The sequence below is a fragment of the Pontibacter silvestris genome (assembly GCF_020907275.1).
GTDB classification, from domain to species: Bacteria; Bacteroidota; Bacteroidia; order Cytophagales; family Hymenobacteraceae; genus Pontibacter; species Pontibacter silvestris.
The window spans coordinates 75,682-96,578 of sequence record NZ_JAJJWI010000019.1 but is presented as its reverse complement, the minus strand read 5'-3'; the positions used below and the strand labels follow the sequence as shown (position 1 = coordinate 96,578).

Below are 20,897 nucleotides of genomic sequence, written 5' to 3'. Positions count from 1 at the left end.
GATCTTCCGGGTGACTGATTCTGGGTGTGAACTTTAATAATATATTGCCCCTATTCTTCAGCGTTATTTTGCCGCTTACAGCCAGGGGCATTCTTTGATCACGGTGTGCTGCTGGCCCGCTTAATGCTGTTTTTCTTGAGCCAGTTACACAAGGTCGCCTCGGTGACGCGGTAACGACCGGCGATGAACTTTTGGGAGGAGCCGTTGCTGAGCAGGGCCTCTATCTCGGGCCGGTAGGCATCCAGCCTGCTCTTGCCCGGGCCCTTGGGTCTGCCCAGCTTCACGCCGGCCAGCTTCTTGGAGGCGAGCGACTCACGGGTGCGCTTGCTGATCAGGTCCCGCTCGATCTCGGATGTCATCGAGAAGATCATAGCCATGACCTTGCTCTGGATGGAGTCGTCGAGCTGCCAGTTCCCCTTCACCGTGTAGATGCGGATCCCCCACTGCATGGCGATGGAGATGATCTCCTTGCACTCGAGCATACTGCGCCCCAGCCGGGAGAACTCGCTCAGTAAAATAGCATCCCCTTTTCCCAGCTCATCTAGCAGGGGGCCGATCTTGCGCTGCCGCCACGAGACTTTCCCGGAGACCTTCTCCTGCACAAACTCCACCCGCCCCAGGTTTTTCTCATTGGCCAGGTGCAGGATGTCGGCCTTGTTTTTCTCCAGGTCCTGGTCGAGGGTGGAGACACGCAGATAGGCAATATTTCGGGCCATTTTGAAGCAGTTAGATGAAAAGGTGGTGTATGTAGTTATTTTATAAGAATGATGATGCTAAATTAAGGGATTTTCACTAAATTATCCTTGTGGTTTAAACGAAGGTTTATTTTTTAATCATTACGCTCTTCCTTCAGGCATCAACACCTATATATAATGAGGTTGGCAAAGCTGACTCCGCTGGACAAGTACAGGGTCATCAGCCCCCTCCTTGCCAAAGAGATGACAGCAGTTGAGGTAAGCGCCGACTCAGGTGTCGCCTGCCGGACAATCCGGCGTTGGGTAAAAGAGTTTGCGGCCATCGGACTGGAAGGGCTGGGAAGGAAAAAACGTAATGACACAGCAAAGCGCCGAAAACTAAAGGAGGAGCTGCTCGAACTCACGCTGGCGCTTGCCTTGCAGAAGCCTCCTTTGACTATAGCAGCCATTCATCGAAAGGTGGCAACCATCGCTCAAAAGAAATCATGCAAGCCTCCCGCTTATGCTACTGTCTATGGAGTGGTCAAAAGCATCAGCCCAGCCTTGCTGACACTGGCACACGAGGGAGGAAAGGCATACGGGCAAAAGTACGAGCTCATTTACCGCAGGGAGTGTTCCAGGTCAAACCAGGTATGGCAGGCAGACCACACGCAGCTTGATATTTATATTCTGGATGGGAAGGGAAAGGAGCATAGGCCCTGGCTTACCATCGTCATGGATGACTACAGCAGGCCTGTCAGCGGTTACTACCTCTCCTTAGAAGCACACCGAGCGCTTTGCACACAGCGCTTGCGTTACGGCAAGCTATTTGGAGAAAAGAGGAGCCACTCTGGCAAGTGTGTGGTGTACCTTTTGTTCTATACACTGACCACGGCAGTGACTTCACCTCTTTGCATATCGAGCAGGTGTGTGCCAGACCCAAAACCCAGATGATAAACTCAGCTGTTGGCCGTCCGCAGGGGCGCGGCAAAATAGGAAGCGCTTCTTTGAGACGATAAATGAACGAGTCCTAACGGACCTGCCAGGCTACACCCTGAGAGGAAAAGCAACGTCTAAGCCTACTCTTGATTTGAGCACCCTGCAACGTGTAGTGGGAAAATTCATCTTAGAAGAATATCACTATCAGCCGCATGGAGCCACAGGGCAAGCACCTGTGGAACGCTGGGCGGAGAGCTTCCTGCCCAACTTCCTGTCTCGCGCTGCTTTTATACGTGGACAGGCCCCGCCAGGTGCAGCGGGATGGGATACGGTTTCAGGGGCTGCGGTGTATCGCCCCCACCCTGGCTGGTTTTGTCGGAGAGGCCGTTACGGTGCGCTATGATCCGCGGGACCTGGCAGAGATACGGGTTTATCACCAGGAGCAGTTTCTATGCCGGGCCATCTGCCAGGACATTGCCCAACTGCAGGTAAGCCTCAAGGAGATCCAGAAAGCACGCCGGGGCATCAAAAAGGGACTGTGTCAGGAGATTAAAAAGGCCAGGCAGTTGATTAAAAACATAGAGATGGAGCGCCACTCAAAGCTTCCCCCGCAAACGGCAAAAGAGTCAAAATCCACCAGTGAGAAGACCATTATTTTAAAACGGTATGAAAAGGACTGAGGCAGTGAAAGCCACTGGTTTTATCCTGACCAAGGAGTACGGGAGGTTTGCCGAATTTGCCGACTCCTGCAGCGAATTCGGTTACATCGGTATCTGCCATGGAGAGCCGAGCGTGTGCAAGTCGCTGGCAGCAGCCTATTACTCAAAATGGGATGAAGAAATTGGCCGGGAGAATGCTGTAAACCCAGTGTCTCCGGCCCTGAACAAGAAGCTAAAATCCTGCAGAGGCGTTTTGCTTTCTGCCCCTGTCATCAATACGCCTAAGATTATTGAAAAAACCGTGAGCTATCGCCTGGACGGCTATACAGGAAGCCAAGATCAACAGTACCAGCAACACTTGGTCGCAACACAAGGCAACGCTTTGCAACGTGCGAGTAACAGATGCTACTGCCTACGCTAAACCGTCAGCTACTTTTTTCCTGTAAAGCCCACCACCAACAGAATCTTACAATTGGCTATAAAAAGAGCACCTATCACCATAAGACATTTGCAGATGGAGTTAGTTTGAGGTGAGCCAGCTCATTGCCTCCTCAACGGTACCGAAGTTACGCATCGGTATCATAAGGTTTGTTTCCTGCCTGACCTCACTTATCGGCTTTTCCCTAGCGGTGCTCTCTGTTACAATCCGCGCAAGCTTCCGCAGACGGGTGCCTGCTAAGTCTTTAGCGAACTGGAGTATGATCGCCTTATACCTGGAGTCGGGAATATCGACCATCCTGTTTCTGGTGTCTGTCACGAGGTATTTTATATCATAGGTCCTGACAGTTTCAATGACAACACCTAAAACATATTCAGCCTCACTCATAGTGTATTCACTGAAGTCGGGCCAAGCGACAAACAGCACATCCCTGCCAGGGTCATAGTCAAGCTTTACTACTGGATTGGGTATAATCATCAAGCCGCTGGTTTTCTGTTCCGTCCTCCGACAACCCGAAATATAGCGCAACAATTCCACTCTTTGCTTCTCCCTTTCCAATCTTTCGCCCATGAAGAAAAAGGTGTATATAAAGCAGCGAAAAGCTACGGCAGGAAGTCCACTCTTATTTGCACCCTTTCCTCCCCAACGGGTGTGAGGAGTGTGACCTCTACCTTTTCGCTTTCATCATAGTATTTGGCGATGCCCTTGATGATGCCAATGGCAACAGCCGCCATCCTGCGCCTGGAGTGGTAGTCCACAATCAACTGCCTACTGCCTTTCTTTGTCACCAGCAGCAGGGGCGGGGTTGCCCTCTCATCCTCCTTCTTGACGGCAGCGTGCATGGCTCCCTCTGTATTCAGCAGCATCTCGTAGGTGCGCCACTCAGGTTGCATGTACCTCTTGTATACCAGCAGCAGGTCCGGCACCAGGAACGCCCCGTACTCCTCCATCAGGCTCTGCGGCGGCACCCCCGTGAGCGCTGAGGCTTTGTGGACGATAGTGAAGATCTCGCTGGTGGGGTACATCCCGTCCATCTGGTAAGGGGCGTGCCTGATGCCTGCGTCCTCGAGCAGCCTCACCCAGGTACTGTAATCGTATAAGTTCTCCACGAAGCGCTTGAGCAGCACAAAGATGGAGCCGTGCATGCTGTCCTCGGTGGGGGGGTGTTTCTCCATTGGTTGTGTTTACTGCTGTTCAGAAGGTAATTTGGGGCAAGGTAAGTATAATGTGGGAGATGGTTTAGTTCGGTCTGGCCATAAGCCACTCTACAGCTTCCGCTCTGCAGGTAAAATTCTGCAACTCGAACGGGAGCGGGAGCGACTGCCTGACATGCTTCATGTTTTCCTGTGCTGTGGTCTCCACCGTGGCGCTTGGCGACTGCACCCGCGCCACTTTCACTACGCGCGTCCCCATCAGCCCGGCCGCCAGGTAAGCGGCTATCTTCCTGCTCGCCTCCTCGCTCACTGAACTGACAGTTCTGGTCGAGTCAAGCAGGACCCGCTTGACGTCATAGTGCTTGGCTGTGTCCACAAGCGTGTCTATGCTGCGCTTGATGTCGGAGAGAAGGAAGTCGTGCAGGTCGGGGTATTCTACGGCCAGGATGTCCGTAGCCGGAGTGTAGTCTAATCTGATAAGGCTGTTGTCGAACAGGACCATTAATTTAAGGTTAACGCACCTACGAAGGCACAAAGTTTAAATGATGGCATAACATCTACCCAGCCACAATAGTGCTGCGCGCAGTCAATTATTTACAATCAGGCTTCGCTCTTGTGCTACCTTTCGGCATTCGGCGCCCCACCGGTCAAAGAAGACACGGGGCGCATGAGCGAATAGGCAGCCGTTGAGACACAGGTGAAGCAGATTATACGTACAGCCCTAACTTTAGGGTTGACCCGCTACCGGATGTCACTCCATCGCCCTCAGCCAGGCCAGTGCGGTTTGCTTGCTATCGAAGGTGGTGGCCATGATTCCCTCTGCCCCGTAGGAGAGGGCCTTGTCCGCCGAGAGCCTGCTGTACTGGTTAGGGGAGTAGACCCAGGCAAACAGCCGGCAACCCGCTTTGTACATCCTTGGAAGCCAGTCCACGGCCACCCACTCGGAGGCGTCGTCCCAGATGCTGGTGACGTGGCTGTTGTCGTTGAGCACCATCTTGCAGTGATGCTGCTTGAGGTAGTGCAGGTGCAGGATGCGCTCGCACCCGTCCATCACGCTCTCCCTTGCCTGGTCGCCAGTCCAGTCTGCGAACAGGACATCCTCTACCACATTGTAGGAGACAGTGATGTGCGGCTCAGTCGTTAATATTCTCCAGGTCACTTCGGTTGTTGATTTAGATAAACACTTTTAAGCCATTGATCGTGGCTCGCCCATCACATACGTAGCTCTCTGAGTTAGGCGGCACGAAACTAAGGAAAAAGGCGTTATTTGGCAAACAGGCTGTTTTTTTGCGGCTCACAACCCCTACAGAACTGTAGCCTTTGGAAAGCATGTAAGTTGTAACAAATAATCAAGGAGCCCTCATTTCAAGGGGCCTTCTGATTATTTTTAACCCATAGCAAATCTTATGTTAAACAGAATAATTATTGTTAATAAGATTTCTAAAAGTTTTTTAATTAAATTGCTCACATAGTACAGGTGACGGTAAATAAGATTACACAGCTTTTACTAACACGCTAACTTAACTGATATATAATAAGTTGTGAGTTGTTTCTGTAGCTATCTGAAGCTACAGCTTCATTTTATTCAAAAGAGGTTGTTGATGTTCCTTATTTGTACCGCTAAGTTCGCACTTTTATTTTAAAATATTGTATATCAGTGTGTTATTTAAATTTTACACTTTCTGCATCGGAAGTAGTGCACAAAACAAAAAGTAATAGATCAATAGTAAAGGTCTATAAATAATTGCTTTGAGGCTTTCTTGTACCTAGTATTGTATAAACCATCTTTCAGGTCAGGTATTCCGTTACCTATTATCTTCTTTTAAGAGTTCCAATCATTATAAAATAGAGAACTGAAATATTCAGAGTCACGGCACAACACTCGTTCTAGGACGCTTTTTAAACAAGTGAATTTTGAAACAGAGAGATTACACTCAGCAGGAATTGCCCTATCTGGTGTCAGAGGGATGAGCCTTGTCAAAATCAAACTCAGCTTTTTCTTCAAATTATGGGAGTAGACCCTAAAGTGTTGATACCATTAGGAACAAGAGCGAAGAAACCTTCCTTTTTTGATAGCAGCAGGTAAAATGAAACCGTCGATGTAGTCAGTATACTCACCGCTAAGGCTCTCTTTCAGAGGAGCGAACCAACAATGGTTCTCAATTGTACAGCTCCTGAAACTTATCCTTGATCTCAGATTTATTCTATCAGACTTGCTGCTAATGCACTTGGAAAATTTGATCATTTGCTGCAACAGCAAACTGCTTAGACCTATTCTTTTTTTATAGCAGCAACCTGAATAGTAGTTAAGGCGCTTTCCAGGCCATTGCTGTCTGCAGTTACATTGACAGCACCAGGCGTTTTACCTACTTTCAAGAGCATAGCCGCAACGCCCGCCTCAGCGTTTACAATGTTAACTGCAACAATTTCTGCATCTCCTTCTACCTTAAAAGTGACAGGATTTGAAGCGTCTGGCACAGTCGTCCCTTTTTCATCTGTGATATATGCATATACAAAAAGTACATCGTTCATTCCGGCGGTAGCTTCTCTCCCACTATAATCAACCTTAAGTTTCAACTTGGCTGCATTGGCGGCAGTACGCTGCTCTGTCTCCACCACTTTCTGCCCATTAATATAGCCAATGGCTGTTAACGTTCCAGGCGCAAACCCGGGAAGTTCAAAAGTAAAAGGCGGGTGGTTCAGGTGAGAGGTAAGCTTGTCTTTATCAGGTTTCTGACGAGCAATAGGTTTCCCGTTCAGATGTAGTTCTACTTCTTCTGTGTTGCTATATACTTTTACTGTCTTCAAAGAAGGGTTATTCCAGTAATTGGCAATAAAGATCATCGGCTTATCAAACACGGCTTGCTGATCTAGCCTAGGTTCTGCCTGGCTTTGATAAAAATAGTAGGCAAATTTTGGCAGCCGTACAATATCCATAATACCCGAAGACTCTATATCAAGAGCATAGCCACGCTTGTAGTCGTACATCAGCCAGTTAGCATCTCCTATGGCAGGGCCCTGCAAGTTGCTGTTATGTGCCTCCTGGTAATTCAGGGCCTGTTGTAACAAGCGTTTCTGCCCAAAGCCACGCAACTGCCGGGAAGTGCGTGCCTCTTCCTCTAGGTCAGCATATTCTTTCTGGTTAAAGCCTGCATTTTGGGCATAATACTCCCAGTCACCGTACTCTGCAATAAGAAACGGCTTTTCATTGTCATAGTTATTCCAGTAATCTGGAGCTTTGCCATGCTGGCGGGCAGGTATAAAAATGTCATAGGCATAATCTATCCAGCCACTTGTATAGGTATTTGTAAAAGGTAACTCTTCGTGTACCGCCTGGTGAGTTGCCTTCATAAATTCTTTTGGCATGCCAGATTCATTGAGCGAAGCTTCCCAGGCCACAACAGATGTATGGTTTCTGTCGCGTCGTACCATATCTCTTACATCCTGTAAACTGTTCTTTTGAAAAGCCTCATCTCCAACAAACTGCCAGCCTGGTATGGCGTCCATTACTAGTAAGCCTAGTTCATCGGCGGCATCCAGAAAAGCAGGTGATTGCGGATAATGAGAAGATCTGACAAAGTTAAAGCCTGCCTCTTTTATTTTGTAGGCATCGCGGTAGCGGGCATTGTCCGACAGGGCATAACCGACATAGGGATACTCTTGGTGGCGGTTTGTTCCTCTCAGGTAAAGTTTCTCTCCGTTCAGGTAGAATCCGTCTGCAGTAAACCGAAAGCTTTTCACACCAGTCTTCAAGTTCATTTTATCTATCACACTTCCATCCTGCATCAGCTCCACCATAAGATCATACAGGTAAGGGCTGTCGGGTGACCAAAGATTAGGGTCAGTGATTTGCAGTTCCTGATTGAAAGTACCAAAAGCACCAGCTTCCACAGCAACTGGAGTTGATATCGCTTCTGCCACTCTATTTCCCTGCTTATCTTTAAGCACTAACCTTACCGCTGCAGTTTTTATTTGCGGATGGTCATTCTTTATTTCTGTCTGCACCATTAACTTCGCTGAACGCTGGTTAACGGTATCATAATGCAGCATTACTCCTCCACCTGCTACACGGTTAGCGCCTATAGGGTCAGCTATGTGTAGTTTATCTTTTGTAATAAGATAAACATTACGATACAGACCACTGTAATAGTTGAAATCCAAATCTCCCAATGGCTTTCCGGGTGGCACCACTGGATTATCTTCATTGTTGAGTTTTACCAGGATCACGTTATCTTTCCCAAACCTGACATTCTCTGAGATATCAATATAAAATGGCAGATAACCTCCCAGGTGCCTGAAAATATGCTTACCATCCAGGTACACATCGGCCACCTGCATAGCCGCCTCAAACTTTATGGCCACATGCTTGCCTTTATCAGTAGCAGGAACATGAAATGTTTTACGATAAAAAGCATTCCCCTGCCATTGCTGCTCTGTTTTCTCTATGGGTTCCAAGCGGGCAGTATGTGGTAACGAAACCTGCTCCCACTGTTCCTGAGCCGGACCTGTGCCTGACAAACGAACACCTGCATCTGTTGTATCAACATCCCGGATAATTTCCCAGTTATTGTTAAAGTTAACGGCGAAATTAGCTGTTGTTGTTGGGCCTCCCGCAGTAGTGCCAGAAGAGGTTTTACAAGCCACCGTTAAAGAACTCAGGAGCACAAACAAACATAAGTGTTTTAACATAGTATCTAAAAAACTATATAGATCAAGTTTTATTCAAGATGCAGCTCCCGCTCTCCTGTTTCCTTTTCTCTAACCACACCAACTCTACTTCAAGGTCAGAAAGCTTATCTTTTTCAGCAGGCAAAAATATTCATCTACCATTATCTCCAGCTTTTCGATACCCTTTTAATTCAATGCTTTAACTGTATCTGCTTTTAAAGCATAAAAGCTTATCAATAACTTTAAGGCAAACACATAAAGGAAGTCCGGCTCAATCTCATAACAGCTGCTAGCTCTCTGTTGGAGAGACCAGCATAATAGTTTGAGAAAGGTATGCAAAGACTTTACAATTACCTCTATGTTGTCTTTCTTGAACAACTACAATTCGGTAAGCAACTTAGCTATAAGGTCAAACTAGAAAGTACCGGCACTTATATGCATTGGCTACGTCTGGATAAATCACTTACTTCTGCAAAAGCAATAGTAGTGGACTAGAGCTATTATTTTACTACATATCTATTTACAACAATGTGGTAAAACACTTACTTCAACACAGCTTAATAACTCTTAAAACCGACAACCTCAGTAAACAAGAGTCCAGAAACTTTAAAGACCTTACTTTAACAGACGCACATAATAAATTCCGCCGGCCGTAGAGCCTTCATGCGCAGCAAATTTTACTTTTAGAGTATCGTTTACTGCACTATTGGTTATTTCAGCAGGAATCGCATAATCTACATCAAAAAAGGTATCACCCTGTGCTCCGTCTAGCTGTACTGTCTTTATAAGCTTGTTGTTTATTAAGATATCAAAGCTACGGCCTTTGTCACCTCCGTAGTAAGTTACCCGAAGCTTGCGAGCCTCTTTTTCTCCATCTTTCAGGTCATAACTAAACCACCCGCTGGCATGCCGCCAATGGCGATCCCTAAACACTCCCGATTCTGTCTTATGACCCTGATAATGATGGTCTGACTCCGGTTGCTGTTCCCCTGGCGCCACCTGGTCAATGGTCTGCTCCTCAAGAGCAAATTTTGCTTCTTCCTCCATGCGCATGGCCTCTTTTCTGGCCTCCAGTCCTTCCGGTGTGGTAACAGGCCAATACAGCATGTAGCGGGAATCATGCACCTGGAAGAAAGGCACCAACTCCACGTTCCTGTACTTTTCGGAAGAAATAAGGCCTGAAGCAATGAAGGTTAATGGTTTACCACTAACAGGTTTTACGGAAGCGGCAAAGTCCTTGTCTGCTGAAACAATTAGTGGTGCCTCCTCTATGGCGTATAAGTGACCATTGGCAATGTGCCCCATACGGCTTCCATCTGCCCTAAGCCCCTCCAAGTCTGTTTTATCTGTGGCAGCGGCCAGTACAATAGGGCCATGCACGATAGAGGCCCAGGAAGAACTGTCAGGGAGATACTCCACTTTTGTGTGCATTGGAAGTAAAACTGAAACCACATCTCCTTGTTTCCATTTGCGCTCTACCTTTACGTAGGAAGAAGCACCTGATCCTACCTTTACCTCCTTATTATTTACCAAAACCATCAGTTCTCCCTTCTTTACCCACTCAGGGCAACGGATGTTCAGGATAAACTTCTGTGGCTTTTCCAACTCAAGCTTTATTTCAGACTTCTCCTCGAACGGAAATTTAGTAGCCTGTGTCAAGACAAGGCCTCGCTCTCCCCATGATAGGGTGGAAGGAATAAACAGGTTCACAAAAATATCCTTCTCATTATGGGCATAGATAAGTTCGCCATACTTGCCATGGTTCTCCAAACCCGATCCTACACAGCACCAAAACCCTTTATCTGGTTGGGAATATACCCGGTAATGCCTTGGCCGCATAGGTGTAAAATAAACAAAACCACCCTTCTCTGGGTGTTGAGACGAGAGAATGTGGTTATACAAAGCTCTTTCATAGTAATCGATATAGTCTAAAGAGGCACTGGAAAGGTACAACTGCTTGGAGAGCTTAAGCATGTTATAGGTGTTGCAGGTTTCGGGGCCTTCCTTAGACTCCACCATAGAAGAAAAGTCATTTGAAGGGTGGAAGTGCTCTCTTACGCTATTGCCTCCAATTGAAATGGTCCGGTTGTTAACTACTTCCTTCCAAAAGAAAGCTGCTGCATCTGTCCACTCCTTGTCTCCAGCCACTTCAGCCACTCGTTGATATCCAATAACTTTAGGTATTTGGGTATTGGCATGCAGGCCGTTTAATTGATCTTTCTCAGCAAGCAGCGGGTCAAGAATAAAGCGATGTGAGAACCTGCGTGCCAGCTCTAGATACTTCATATCTCCTGTTATTTCAGCCACATCAGCAAACACTTCGTTCATGCCACCGTGTTCGCTTCGCAGCATATCCTGCACCTGGGCATCCGTCAGGTTAGCCGTAAGGTCAATGCACCAGTCGGAAAGCTTTATGAGCATATCCTTTGCCTTTTCATTTCCGGCAAACAGATATGCATCACGCAGTCCGGCATAAGTCTTATGAATGTTGTACCAGGGCACCCACTTATCATTCAGAGAAAAAGTTTCCGCATCGATATTGCCTTTGGCTATTTCCTGCCACATGGCTTGTCCGCCTGGTATGCCTGCAAGATAGCCACCGCCGTTCTTTTGCTGACAGGCTTCTAACTGATCAATCATATAGTTCAGCCTTTGCAGAAGCTCCTGATTACCTGTCGATGCATACATCAGAGACAATGCCGTGAGATAATGCCCGCCGATGTGGCCGTCCAAACCTGTATTTTCCCAATTGCCATAGCTTTCGGCTTTCGGCTGGAGCCCTGCCTCTCGCAGGTAAGGAGCCAGCAACCTGTCAGGATCAAGCGCCAGAATATAGCGCATATCGGTTTCCTGTGCCTTTTTAAAAGGGCTCTCCAGTAGATGCACCGAAGATAGCGGGAAGCTTTGCAGTTCTTTCTGTTGGCTGAATGCTGCTGTAGATAATAACGTTAAGTTTATTATAGCCAAAAAACTGGCTTTTAACTTTTTCAGTGTTGTCATAAGTAGATAAAAAAGGCAGTAGGTATTAACTTCATTGTCAATTTGCAGAACAAACTGTACATGTCGCTAGCACAAATATGTAAAAAAGCAGTGCAGGAACAAAACAATGAATGCTCCTGCACTGCTCAAGATTAACATTAATAACCTAAATTCGGTTTCAGGTTTAAATTCCGCTCTAACAGTACACTTGGAATAGACTGTAAGATCAGATAAGGATCGTAAAGCTTCTCTTGCTGGAGCGATTCCTTCTGGTAAACATCTGCACCATCTTGGAAATATATCCCCACCACCTCTATCGCTACATAGACCTATTTTACAGGCAGGTACCTGAGGTTTTACGAACTAAAGTCTCAGGCAGGAAAAAAGCACACATCATGCTAAAGAGATAAACAGTTCTTTTGCACACTCAGGCAGACATATCTGATATAACTGCTAAGAACCTTAAGCATAGTACTCAGGCTTATAATCATTAGATGGGTCTATGTATCTGTTACTTTAACTCTGTCCCGATCAAAAATTCGGGTCAAAGTTAAAGTATATCGGGTTCGACAACCCTACCATGTTCTCACTCAGTGTCATTGATTCGGGAACCTGCGGATAGGCTGTAGGTGGCCCCTCAACTACAATACGGTAATAGGTACGACCAAGTGTTTCCGGTGTATCTGTAAATTCAACTGTTGGTGTCTTTCCTGTCGCCTGAAAAGTACCGAACTTGTTTCCGTTCTTCACCACGTTAACGGTATAAGACACTTCTGAAACAGTGTTACCTGTTAGCTGAATATGGAACTTGACAGGCTTGCCCGTCGATTTTGTATTGTCGCCCATCATCATGTCTGCATTGCCGTCCTGATCGATATCGGCATAGAATTCAACACGAGGTGCGTATGGATTAGCACTAATGCAAACCCGTCCATTCGTAAGGGCATCTACAACTGCTTGTGAAGTTCGGTCTTTCGCATACACCCATGTCGTTGGAGTACCAACATAATTGGCCTTAGCCTGCCGACTATTTTCCGTGGCCTTGTCAGGCGTATCAGGAGTGCCATGATGTGCGTCGCTTCCACCTCTACCGGTCAGTTTACGGCCCGATGAGAGCATGTCGTCCCAAATCATAATCGCATTTGCATTCTTTGACCACAGTACCGAGTTCCATACTTCGATTGATTCAAGCATATCATAGGAATATCCAAAATGGTCTTTCCCACTCGGATGGTTGGCAGATAGATGGATTCCTAGTTCCTTCTTCACCTCCCCAATTACCACATCGCGCTGATCGCGAACGTCGTACAGCCGCTGGTGGTCATATGGTTTGGCGGAGAAGGGATTGCCGTGGCCGCGAGTGGTTGTCCATTCAGCTCCGTATAAAAGCAGAACAGAGTCTGACTTGAATTCTGGATCTGCCCAAGTGTGATGTGCAACATCGCCATTTACATGGTTATCGTGGTCCGTAATGCAGAGATAGTCCATGCCGACAGATTTAGAAAAGGCAATGATTTTTTCGACAGGATTATTTGTGGATTCCTTACTGTGCCTGGAGTGCACATGAAGATCACCTTTAAGCCATACACCATCAGTAAGGCTGGCAATGCGCGGCACTTCTGTCGGTGCTAATGTGTTGTTGAGGCTTGCCTGCCCTGGTGCTGAACTACTGATGCAACTCGTCAGCAATACGGTACATAAAGCACCCATGAGCAAAGGCATTTTGCTGTTTTTTTTGAGTATCATTTAATTGTAACCTTAAAAGCTTGATAGCTTTTCATTTATGAAATTAATGTATAAAGAAGCTTCAGGAATGACTTTGCCAGTTTTAAGAGAGACAGTGATTGTTAGAATCAGTAGTTTAAAGACAACTTATATTTGCTTGAAAGCTGTTTGAAATCTATTCTTTATAATGTAAAGAACAGTTTTCAAACAGCTTATATTGGTAAGTTTTTAATAAAGCACTAAATCTAAAATACTGATCCCCATCGAAGTTCACCTGGTAATCAGAAGCAAATTGAGTGCTTTACTGATTCGTACCTAACGCTCTTTTTTTATTCTTAATAGCCTGGGTTTTGAGCTAAATTAGGATTAAGTGATCGTTCAGTGGCAGGAATAGGGTATACTCGCCTAAACGTTTCATTATTAGTCTTAAAACCCCACTCCTGCTCAAACAGTCCATAGCGTATAAGGTCATTTCTTCTCCAGCCCTCCCAGGCCAATTCTCTGGCACGCTCTTCAAGCAAGGCAGCAAGATCAACATCAGTGGCCAATGGCGCTTTAGCTCGTTCCCTAACTTTGTTTACTAAAACTAAAGGGGTTTGTAATTCGCCATCCACTATTGTAGGTGCAGCACCTCTCAGAATGGCTTCCGCTTTCATCAGCATCACATCTGCCAACCTGAATACCGGTACATCATTGTTCTGGTGTCGGTCTGTACTAGAATTTTGATCTGGATAATATTTTATAGATCGCACGCCATATGCCTGACTTTTTACATCATTACCAATATCCATGGAAGCTTCTTTCTCCAGAACCAGTTCAGGAAATATTTCCAGTTGCCATGCAATTTTGGCTTCCGGTTCTGGTCCAGAATAGGTTTCGTCGAGGCCTTTATTGGTCGTATTGATGACTACAGGGCTCCCGTCAAAATCGTATTGCTTGCCTACTAACCAGGTATCGTTTCTAACATCTCCAGCTAGGTTAAACTTGTTAAAGTACTCTGGCAGAGTCATTAAACTACTACTTGGTGTAAACGGAATAGAGTACTTTTTCTGCAACGCATAATGCATAGCAAATCTGGTCATCTGATTTCCCTTGATCAGGTTGGCATCATAAACTGCTGCAAAAATTGTTTCCTCAACGTTTGGCCCGTTATCTGGCATGAACATCGAACTGTAATCGGCAGTTAAAGCATATTTATTTGCAGCAAGAATACTATCAGCCATTTCTACTGCCTCCGTATACATTGGCGTGCCAATGTAGTACTCAGCATTCAGGTACAGCTTTTCCAACAAAGCATAAGCCATGTATTTGTTTGGGCGGCCATAAGTAACTGAACCTGTAGCTTCACTTAAATCTGGTATAGCAGCTTTTAGCTCGCTCTCAATAAAGGCAAATACTTCAGCTCGGGGAGCAGTAGCAGGAAGTTCTGTACTGCCAAAAGTTGTTAGGATAGGTACATTTCCAAAAGTATCCATCATAAAAAAGTAGAAGAGCGCGCGCATTGCTCTAACCTGGGCTATCGACTCATTTCCGGTAGTACTAGGCTGGGCATCTTCAAATATCTGTAACACACGGTTAGCTGTATTAATGCCTCCAAACCCCCACTCCCATATTGATCGAACAATAGGATGATCCACCGTCCAGGTATGCTTATGCAGAAAACGATATTGTCCACCGTCATCCCAGTTTCCTGCTCTGGCCGGAATAATAGCAGCATCTGTAGAAAGCTCTTGCAAACGCCAGTACGGCACCGCATACTGAGAACTAAATTGTGAATATATAGGGCCTGTAGCAGCGGCAAACTGCTCCTGAGTTGTAGGGAAATTAGATGGGTTGAACTCTGACTCTACATCTACGTCCAAATCTGTACAAGATGATGAAACAGATAAGATAAAAAGTATCGCGCTTGAGTAAATAAACTTTTTCATTTGTCTTTAGTTAATTAGAAGCCAACATTAACACCTAATAGTATTGACCTTGTTTTAGGATAGTAGTCCCTATTATCAATGCCTGGGGAGATTCCTCCAAGGTTAACTTCCGGGTCAATTCCTCTGTACTTAGTTAAAGTGAACAAATTGGTGCCGGTAATGTACACCCTTAAACTTTTGAAGCCATTTGGTTTAGGAGAGAAGGTATAGCCAAGCGTTGTATTGTCTAAGCGAAGATAAGAGCCACTCTCTAAGAACCTGTCTGAAACCAGGTAGGCATTATAGTCATTCACAGACTCCTCTAAAGTAAATTCTGGAATGTTGCGTATCTGAGCAGCTGTAGGGTTATTTAATCCTGCTAAGGTAGAGTTTAGAATTTTACCTCCGTAATTTCCCCTTACGAAGAAATTAAAATCAATATTTTTATATTTAAAGCTGTTATTCCAGCCATAAAGCAATTTAGGTTGCGCATTTCCGGAAATAACAAAATCCGCTGAAGAAGGAGTTGTTGTGATGGTTCCGTCAGCTTTTAAAAACTGTGAAACCCCCTCTTCATTTTTACCCATGTAATGCCAGATATTAAAAGTACCAAGCGGCATACCTTCTCTTATAATTTGTGAGGTGTTACCTGATTGGCCCTGACCTCCCAGCTCAGCAGTGCGTATTTCGCTCAGACTAAACTTGTCGTTGGATAAGGATAGAATTTCATTTTTGTTATGAGCAAGGTTCAAAGAAGTTCTCCAGCTAAAGTCATTGTTATCAATTGGAACAACATTTAATTGTAGCTCAACTCCTTTGTTGCTCATCTTACCAACGTTCGCGATAAGCGTATTCACAAAGTATTGTGTTGTAGAAACCGGATAGTTCCAGATCAGGTCTGATGTTCGCTTATCGTAAACATCTACCGAACCACTTACACGGCCATTCAAAACAGAGAAGTCGAGTCCAAAGTTTGCCATGGCAGTACGCTCCCATTTCAGGTCTGGGTTAGCATTTTGTGTAGGGCCAATAGAGTTTGTAAGCTTCCCATCATAATAGAAATAACCTGTTGATCCGTAGCGGGTAGTAGCAATAAGTGGGTCAAAGCCTAAAGAGTTACCTGTAACACCATAGCCAATTCTTAGCTTAAGGTCATCCAGGAACGTTGCCTGCTTCAGAAATTCTTCCTGGTTTATTCTCCATCCGGCAGAAACGGCAGGGAATAAGCCCCAGCGGTTGTTAACACCAAAAGCTGAAGAACCATCGTTTCTTAAAGATGCCTGAAGTAAATATTTGTCAGCAAATGAATAATTTACACGGCCATAAAAGGAAATAAGCCTTAATGTTTGAATAGCTGTAGTTCCATAGTTAGGAGCATACCCTGAAGGAGGACTTGCCAAGCCAAGATTGTTATAGCTTAAGGCATCAGAAGTAAACCCTTGGTTAGATGTTTGAAAACCTTCTCCTGTTCTATCTTCCTGCCACGAGTACCCAGCCAGTAAACCAACACTGTGCTTATTGAAACTCTTATCGTAATTGAAATAAGACTCCAGAACTTTTCTTGTATCTGAGTAGGTATTACGAATAGCCACCCCACCAGCATTCTGAGCTAATGCAGATAAGCGGCCATAGTAAATATTCCTGTTTGTTTGCTCATCCTGAGAAGAGAGGCTTAAGGTAAACTTTAACCCTTGAAGTATGGTAAGTTCTGCCAGGGCATTCGCAAGGAAGGTTTTGGTTTTGGTATCATCCAAGTTATTGTCAATCAGGGAAACAGGGTTAGCAACACCATTCTGATAATTCTCTCTGTAGTTGCCGTTCTCGTCTTTAATATTGTAAGACGGCAGGAAACTCAACATATAGTTAAGCACTGCACTTGGCGACGCAGATTGATTGGTTGTGCTATGATTAATGGAAATACCAAGCTTTAACCTATCGTTAAAAGCTTTTTGCTCTACCCTTCCTCTTAAAATAAGTCTGTCTAATGATGATCCTTTTATTAATCCCTGGTTTTCAAGATAGTTTACACTGGCATTATAATTCGTTTTGCCAGTGTTGGCTGAAAGGGACAGGTTATGATTATGGGAGACACCTGTGCGGGTAACTTCGTCTTGCCAATCATTATCGGCTCCGTCGTCGTCAGCAGGGTTTATAGATTTATCGTTTGCTGCTAAATAGGCTCTTAGTTGCTCCCCTGATAGCATGTCAATTTGGTTGGAAACATTCTCTATTGCTGCATAGCCATTATAAGTTATGGAGGCTTCTCCAGCGTTAGCTCTTCTAGTTGTTACTATAATAACCCCATTAGAAGCCCTTGAACCATAAATAGCAGTTGCTGATGCATCTTTTAAAACATCAATAGACACAATATCATTAGGAGCAACAATATCTATTGAGGCACCAGGTACGCCATCGATAACATAAAAGGGTTCCTGGGCTGCACCTGTTCGCAATGTAGAAGGGCCACGCAGAATGATAGAAGGAGTCGCGTTAGGATCACCGCTTCTGCTTATATTTAAACCAGCAACTTTACCTTGCAGTAACTGGTCCGGGCTGCTGTTAACACCCGCATTAAACTCACTGCTCTTAACACTTGCAATGGAACCCGTAACCCCACTTTGGGTTGTTGCTCCATAGCCTATAACTACTACTTCTTCAAGTTGTTTTGTGTCAACTGCCAACGTAACATCCTCTTTACCGCTGGTTACTACAACCTCCTGGGTCTGGAAACCAAGCATAGAAAAAACCAGCGTTTCATTTAGGTTGGCTTTGATAGTATAATTCCCATCTGCATCTGTAACAGTACCATTTGAAGAATTCTTTACCCTCACAACAACACCCGGTATAGGCCCATTCTCATCTCTAACTGTCCCTGAAACAGTAATTTCTTCCGCTTTACTTACTTTTTTAACTAAAGGAAAGGAGCTACTTTTTTTGTAGTGATCCGCATATGTATTGCCTGGGAACGACATAGTCGAGCCGCAGAGTACTGTCGCAATAAATATTGGTTTTAACTTAATCAATGTGTTAGATCGTTTTTTCATAAAACTTTTGTCATTTCTACAATTTTTAAAACCATTAATTTTTTTCAATATTGATTCTAACCACAAGAGCTTAGGACATAAAACCATTGATAGCACAAACAGAAGCATTTATAAAAAGGCAAGTGCTTTTGCACAGCAAGTGTTATGAGGCGACTGCATCCTGATTAGCTTTCACTTTAGTCTGGGCAATAGAAAGACTATTGCCTTTTGCCAAGGCAGTACAATTAACTTTATTGATTCATTGATTTTTACTAGAAGTAAGGCCTTAACAGAACAAGCATCGAACTGCTCTGAATAGCGAGTAACACTTATAGAAACAGGTTTATTATCACTTCTTTTGCTCTTAGATTTAGCGCAAAATAAGTGTGGTAAGATTAATTGATTATGTCTGTCTTTTAATCAAAGTGTTAAATTCGAGCAAACATTATTACTAAACTGTTAATAAAAAAGAAGGTAGTTATCCAGAGCCTGAACCTCAATTAAGATGATGAACATTGTATCTATCAGTTGTTTTATTTAACATCTTCAATAACCAAAGCCTTCCTGTTCCATTGGGTATACTACCTAAAGCTTATACTTATTTAGAAGGTATTCCTCTTCTAGGTCTTATTAATATATAATCCGGATACTGTGGTCAGAGAGAAGGCCAAGTTCATTGCCAGTGGTGAGCATAGGAACGGGCAAGAACTTTTTTAATGAGCATAAAGAAGAGGTAAAATAAGGATTAGCAAGATCAGAAACCTTTTTAGTAGTTATTTTTTTAACGTAATTAGGATAACCAGATAGGGTTGGTTAAAGCCACCATGTCACCTTTAGACGTCCGAATTTCTACCCGGAGGAATTTTGTTGATTTAGAATCAACCTGCCAGCTAAGCTCTGTCTTATTTCCCTTAACTTTTTCGGTAGTTAAAGCCCCTTTGTCTCCTATTAAGGTAACAACAGCATCAGGGGCTCCTTTTATACTTAACCGGACCTGCACTTTCTCACCCTGTGAGGTGGCTAATGTATCCCCTATACCAGCTGAAGATGAACCGGACTTGGCCGTTAATGATATAGTCAGTTCTTTATTATAGGCCAAATATGCTTTACCAGCGCGAAGCCCTGCCATAATCTCCTGCCGTGCCAAAGCCCGTGAGTTTATTACAGTCTGAGGTATACCAAGCGCATTCTCCAGAGAAACAGGCGTGTGAGAATCACTGGCTGCAATGGCAATCTTTGCTTTTCCCTGACGTAACAGGCTATCCCACCATTGTACTGCCATGTTATCTAGTTCATCCCATTTGCCATTCCAAACCTCAATGCCATCAAACAAATCTACATCAAAACCAAAGCTGTTAGTGCGTTCTACATTGTAAAAAGGATGGTTAATAATTGCCAGACCGTTGTCAATATGTACCTGTTTAAGATAGGTATTAATAACGTTATCAGAGGGAGAGTAACGCCATTCTATTAGCGTTTCAGCGTCCAACCCTATTGCGTTCCAGTGCCCAAAGGCCGTAGTGGTTACTTCCTCTCCGTTCAATACCAATAATTTATCTGTTTTATAATGTCCCCAGCTTAAATTGGCGCTGTTAGTATTATGTTCCGTAGATACAACAAAATCTAACCCATTAGCTGTTGCTTCATCTAATAAATCCTGCTGGGTACGTTTGCCATCGGAGTGGTACGTATGCATGTGCAAATCACCACGGTACCAACCAGGTTGCCTGTTTACTACTTCGACTGCTGGAGTAATTTTAAAAGGAGTTTTATCTGTTCCAGTAATAAGAGTTACTTCTAGTTGCCAGTCAATGCCTTCGGGTATAATAGTAGAAGGATAAATGATGGTATTCCACGTTCCAGGTTTGATTTTACCCGGTATATAACCTGTAGAGGCTTCAGCAGCGTTTAAAAAGAACTCTGTTTTAGCTCCGCCTGACCAACCACGAAAACCCGCAGAATTCCCAAGCTCGTACCCTTCCGGGCCATATATACCTAAGTTGAGCACATTTTTACCCTGATCGGAATAAACTTCCTTTACCCTGATCTCTGATATCCCTTCCGGAACAGTGAAGGGTACGTATACCAATTTAAAAATATCTTCAGCAGGAATATGACCAGAGTACACTGTTGTTAAACTATCTTGGGCGGATACATAAGTAAAAATTAACAGAAGATAAACCTGTATAACACAAAATATAATTACTCTTAGTAGCATGATTTTAATAAATTGGTTGATTACCCAAGACAAATGTTAGCCATACATACTTGCTATCCGCTTTAAGCAAAAGGATTTATTATATGTCTCTCAGCTATGATAAAAGCTCACATACTTTAAAAAACAAACTCTATTGAGTCCTGGAAGGAATATTATACTAGCCTTCTTTACTGTTTTCTTGTCTAGCTTATCGGCTTCAAAAGATAACACTGTTGTAAGCAGTCTTATCTTTTGAATTATTATGTTATTGAATATAACAGGTGCAAAGAGAGCATTATAATGTCATATAATCTTTAACAAAAGATTATACTTAAATTAAGAAAATGCTTGCTATGTGATGAAATTATTACATGCACAATATTTTATAGATAATGCGCTTGCTGTTTGGCTCCTCTCACATTGCTGATGCTCTATCGTAGCAAGCAGGTTTAGGAACACCTCTTACAATCCGCAGCAGTCAATATCATCTCCATCAGTTTAATCTTTCAGGTTGATCAGTTGCAGCAAAACAA

Annotated in this window: 16 protein-coding genes; 4 read left to right on the top strand and 12 right to left on the bottom strand. The window is 44.3% G+C overall.

Translation table 11 applies throughout. From position 1 onward, the window contains the following. Nucleotides 1–98: 98 nt before the first annotated feature. Nucleotides 99–716 carry a recombinase family protein gene (locus LN995_RS16580; protein ID WP_229962202.1) on the bottom strand — a complete coding sequence of 206 codons (618 nt, stop codon included), beginning with the start codon at nucleotides 714–716 and terminating at the stop codon, nucleotides 99–101. Nucleotides 717–938: 222 nt separating this feature from the next. Here LN995_RS16580 and LN995_RS16575 point away from each other — a divergent pair, with 222 nt between their 5' ends. The 3 genes from LN995_RS16575 (at nucleotide 939) to LN995_RS16565 (ending at nucleotide 2,693) form a co-directional block, all read left to right on the top strand. Further along, complete coding sequence (locus LN995_RS16575; RefSeq protein ID WP_229962201.1) at nucleotides 939–1,628, top strand: hypothetical protein; 690 nt, start codon at nucleotides 939–941, stop codon at nucleotides 1,626–1,628. 278 nt (nucleotides 1,629–1,906) lie between these two features. Further along, nucleotides 1,907–2,293 (top strand): Mu transposase C-terminal domain-containing protein, encoded by a 387-nt coding sequence (locus LN995_RS16570; protein ID WP_229962200.1) that lies wholly within the window; start codon nucleotides 1,907–1,909, stop codon nucleotides 2,291–2,293. Then, nucleotides 2,280–2,693 (top strand): hypothetical protein, encoded by a 414-nt coding sequence (locus tag LN995_RS16565; RefSeq protein ID WP_229962205.1) that lies wholly within the window; start codon nucleotides 2,280–2,282, stop codon nucleotides 2,691–2,693. Before LN995_RS16570 ends, LN995_RS16565 begins: the two co-directional genes overlap by 14 nt. Before the next feature lie 99 nt (nucleotides 2,694–2,792). Here LN995_RS16565 and LN995_RS16560 read toward each other — a convergent pair whose 3' ends face one another. From LN995_RS16560 to LN995_RS16540, 6 genes are all read right to left on the bottom strand, one after another. Then, on the bottom strand, nucleotides 2,793–3,281 hold the full coding sequence (locus LN995_RS16560; protein WP_229962199.1) for a hypothetical protein: 489 nt from the start codon (nucleotides 3,279–3,281) through the stop codon (nucleotides 2,793–2,795). 32 nt (nucleotides 3,282–3,313) lie between these two features. Beyond that, nucleotides 3,314–3,886, bottom strand: coding sequence for a heme NO-binding domain-containing protein (locus tag LN995_RS16555; RefSeq protein WP_229962198.1), 573 nt, complete (start codon nucleotides 3,884–3,886; stop codon nucleotides 3,314–3,316). A gap of 64 nt (nucleotides 3,887–3,950) precedes the next feature. Further along, nucleotides 3,951–4,367, bottom strand: a complete 417-nt coding sequence (locus LN995_RS16550) for a hypothetical protein (RefSeq protein WP_229962197.1) — start codon at nucleotides 4,365–4,367, stop codon at nucleotides 3,951–3,953. A gap of 249 nt (nucleotides 4,368–4,616) precedes the next feature. Continuing rightward, complete coding sequence (locus tag LN995_RS16545) at nucleotides 4,617–5,024, bottom strand: hypothetical protein (RefSeq protein ID WP_229962196.1); 408 nt, start codon at nucleotides 5,022–5,024, stop codon at nucleotides 4,617–4,619. Nucleotides 5,025–5,903: 879 nt separating this feature from the next. Then, nucleotides 5,904–6,110, bottom strand: a complete 207-nt coding sequence (locus tag LN995_RS22195; protein ID WP_377469116.1) for a galactokinase family protein — start codon at nucleotides 6,108–6,110, stop codon at nucleotides 5,904–5,906. Between the two features lie 26 nt (nucleotides 6,111–6,136). Further along, on the bottom strand, nucleotides 6,137–8,509 hold the full coding sequence (locus LN995_RS16540) for a glycoside hydrolase family 2 protein (RefSeq protein ID WP_229962195.1): 2,373 nt from the start codon (nucleotides 8,507–8,509) through the stop codon (nucleotides 6,137–6,139). 357 nt (nucleotides 8,510–8,866) lie between these two features. On the opposite strand from LN995_RS16540, the gene LN995_RS16535 reads away from it, so the two are divergent. Beyond that, a complete protein-coding gene (locus LN995_RS16535) occupies nucleotides 8,867–9,028 on the top strand; it encodes a hypothetical protein (RefSeq protein ID WP_229962194.1) in 162 nt (53 codons plus the stop codon). A gap of 120 nt (nucleotides 9,029–9,148) precedes the next feature. Here LN995_RS16535 and LN995_RS16530 read toward each other — a convergent pair whose 3' ends face one another. The 5 genes from LN995_RS16530 to LN995_RS16510 all read right to left on the bottom strand — a co-directional run bounded on the left by LN995_RS16530 (nucleotide 9,149) and on the right by LN995_RS16510 (nucleotide 20,295). Continuing rightward, nucleotides 9,149–11,533, bottom strand: a complete 2,385-nt coding sequence (locus tag LN995_RS16530; RefSeq protein WP_229962193.1) for a glycoside hydrolase family 127 protein — start codon at nucleotides 11,531–11,533, stop codon at nucleotides 9,149–9,151. 510 nt (nucleotides 11,534–12,043) lie between these two features. After that, nucleotides 12,044–13,222 carry a CehA/McbA family metallohydrolase gene (locus tag LN995_RS16525; protein WP_229962204.1) on the bottom strand — a complete coding sequence of 393 codons (1,179 nt, stop codon included), beginning with the start codon at nucleotides 13,220–13,222 and terminating at the stop codon, nucleotides 12,044–12,046. A 350-nt stretch (nucleotides 13,223–13,572) separates the two neighbouring features. Then, nucleotides 13,573–15,165 carry a RagB/SusD family nutrient uptake outer membrane protein gene (locus LN995_RS16520; protein ID WP_229962192.1) on the bottom strand — a complete coding sequence of 531 codons (1,593 nt, stop codon included), beginning with the start codon at nucleotides 15,163–15,165 and terminating at the stop codon, nucleotides 13,573–13,575. A 14-nt stretch (nucleotides 15,166–15,179) separates the two neighbouring features. After that, entirely contained in the window at nucleotides 15,180–18,188 is a 3,009-nt protein-coding gene (locus tag LN995_RS16515; RefSeq protein WP_229962191.1) for a SusC/RagA family TonB-linked outer membrane protein, read from the bottom strand. A 769-nt stretch (nucleotides 18,189–18,957) separates the two neighbouring features. Then, the gene (locus tag LN995_RS16510; protein ID WP_229962190.1) at nucleotides 18,958–20,295 is read right to left on the bottom strand and encodes a CehA/McbA family metallohydrolase; all 1,338 of its coding nucleotides are present in this window, start codon (nucleotides 20,293–20,295) and stop codon (nucleotides 18,958–18,960) included. Between the last annotated feature and the right edge of the window lie 602 nt (nucleotides 20,296–20,897).

Excerpts from the sequence above, each read along its gene's own strand:
- LN995_RS16515 (WP_229962191.1), bottom strand. The coding sequence starts at position 18,188 with ATGAAAAAACGATCTAACACATTGATTAAGTTAAAACCAATATTTATT.
- LN995_RS22195 (WP_377469116.1), bottom strand. The coding sequence starts at position 6,110 with ATGATCAAATTTTCCAAGTGCATTAGCAGCAAGTCTGATAGAATAAAT.
- LN995_RS16550 (WP_229962197.1), bottom strand. The coding sequence starts at position 4,367 with ATGGTCCTGTTCGACAACAGCCTTATCAGATTAGACTACACTCCGGCT.
- LN995_RS16565 (WP_229962205.1), top strand. The coding sequence starts at position 2,280 with ATGAAAAGGACTGAGGCAGTGAAAGCCACTGGTTTTATCCTGACCAAG.
- LN995_RS16525 (WP_229962204.1), bottom strand. The coding sequence starts at position 13,222 with ATGGGTGCTTTATGTACCGTATTGCTGACGAGTTGCATCAGTAGTTCA.
- LN995_RS16535 (WP_229962194.1), top strand. The coding sequence starts at position 8,867 with ATGCAAAGACTTTACAATTACCTCTATGTTGTCTTTCTTGAACAACTA.
- LN995_RS16580 (WP_229962202.1), bottom strand. The coding sequence starts at position 716 with ATGGCCCGAAATATTGCCTATCTGCGTGTCTCCACCCTCGACCAGGAC.
- LN995_RS16555 (WP_229962198.1), bottom strand. The coding sequence starts at position 3,886 with ATGGAGAAACACCCCCCCACCGAGGACAGCATGCACGGCTCCATCTTT.
- LN995_RS16575 (WP_229962201.1), top strand. The coding sequence starts at position 939 with ATGACAGCAGTTGAGGTAAGCGCCGACTCAGGTGTCGCCTGCCGGACA.
- LN995_RS16520 (WP_229962192.1), bottom strand. The coding sequence starts at position 15,165 with ATGAAAAAGTTTATTTACTCAAGCGCGATACTTTTTATCTTATCTGTT.
- LN995_RS16530 (WP_229962193.1), bottom strand. The coding sequence starts at position 11,533 with ATGACAACACTGAAAAAGTTAAAAGCCAGTTTTTTGGCTATAATAAAC.
- LN995_RS16560 (WP_229962199.1), bottom strand. The coding sequence starts at position 3,281 with ATGGGCGAAAGATTGGAAAGGGAGAAGCAAAGAGTGGAATTGTTGCGC.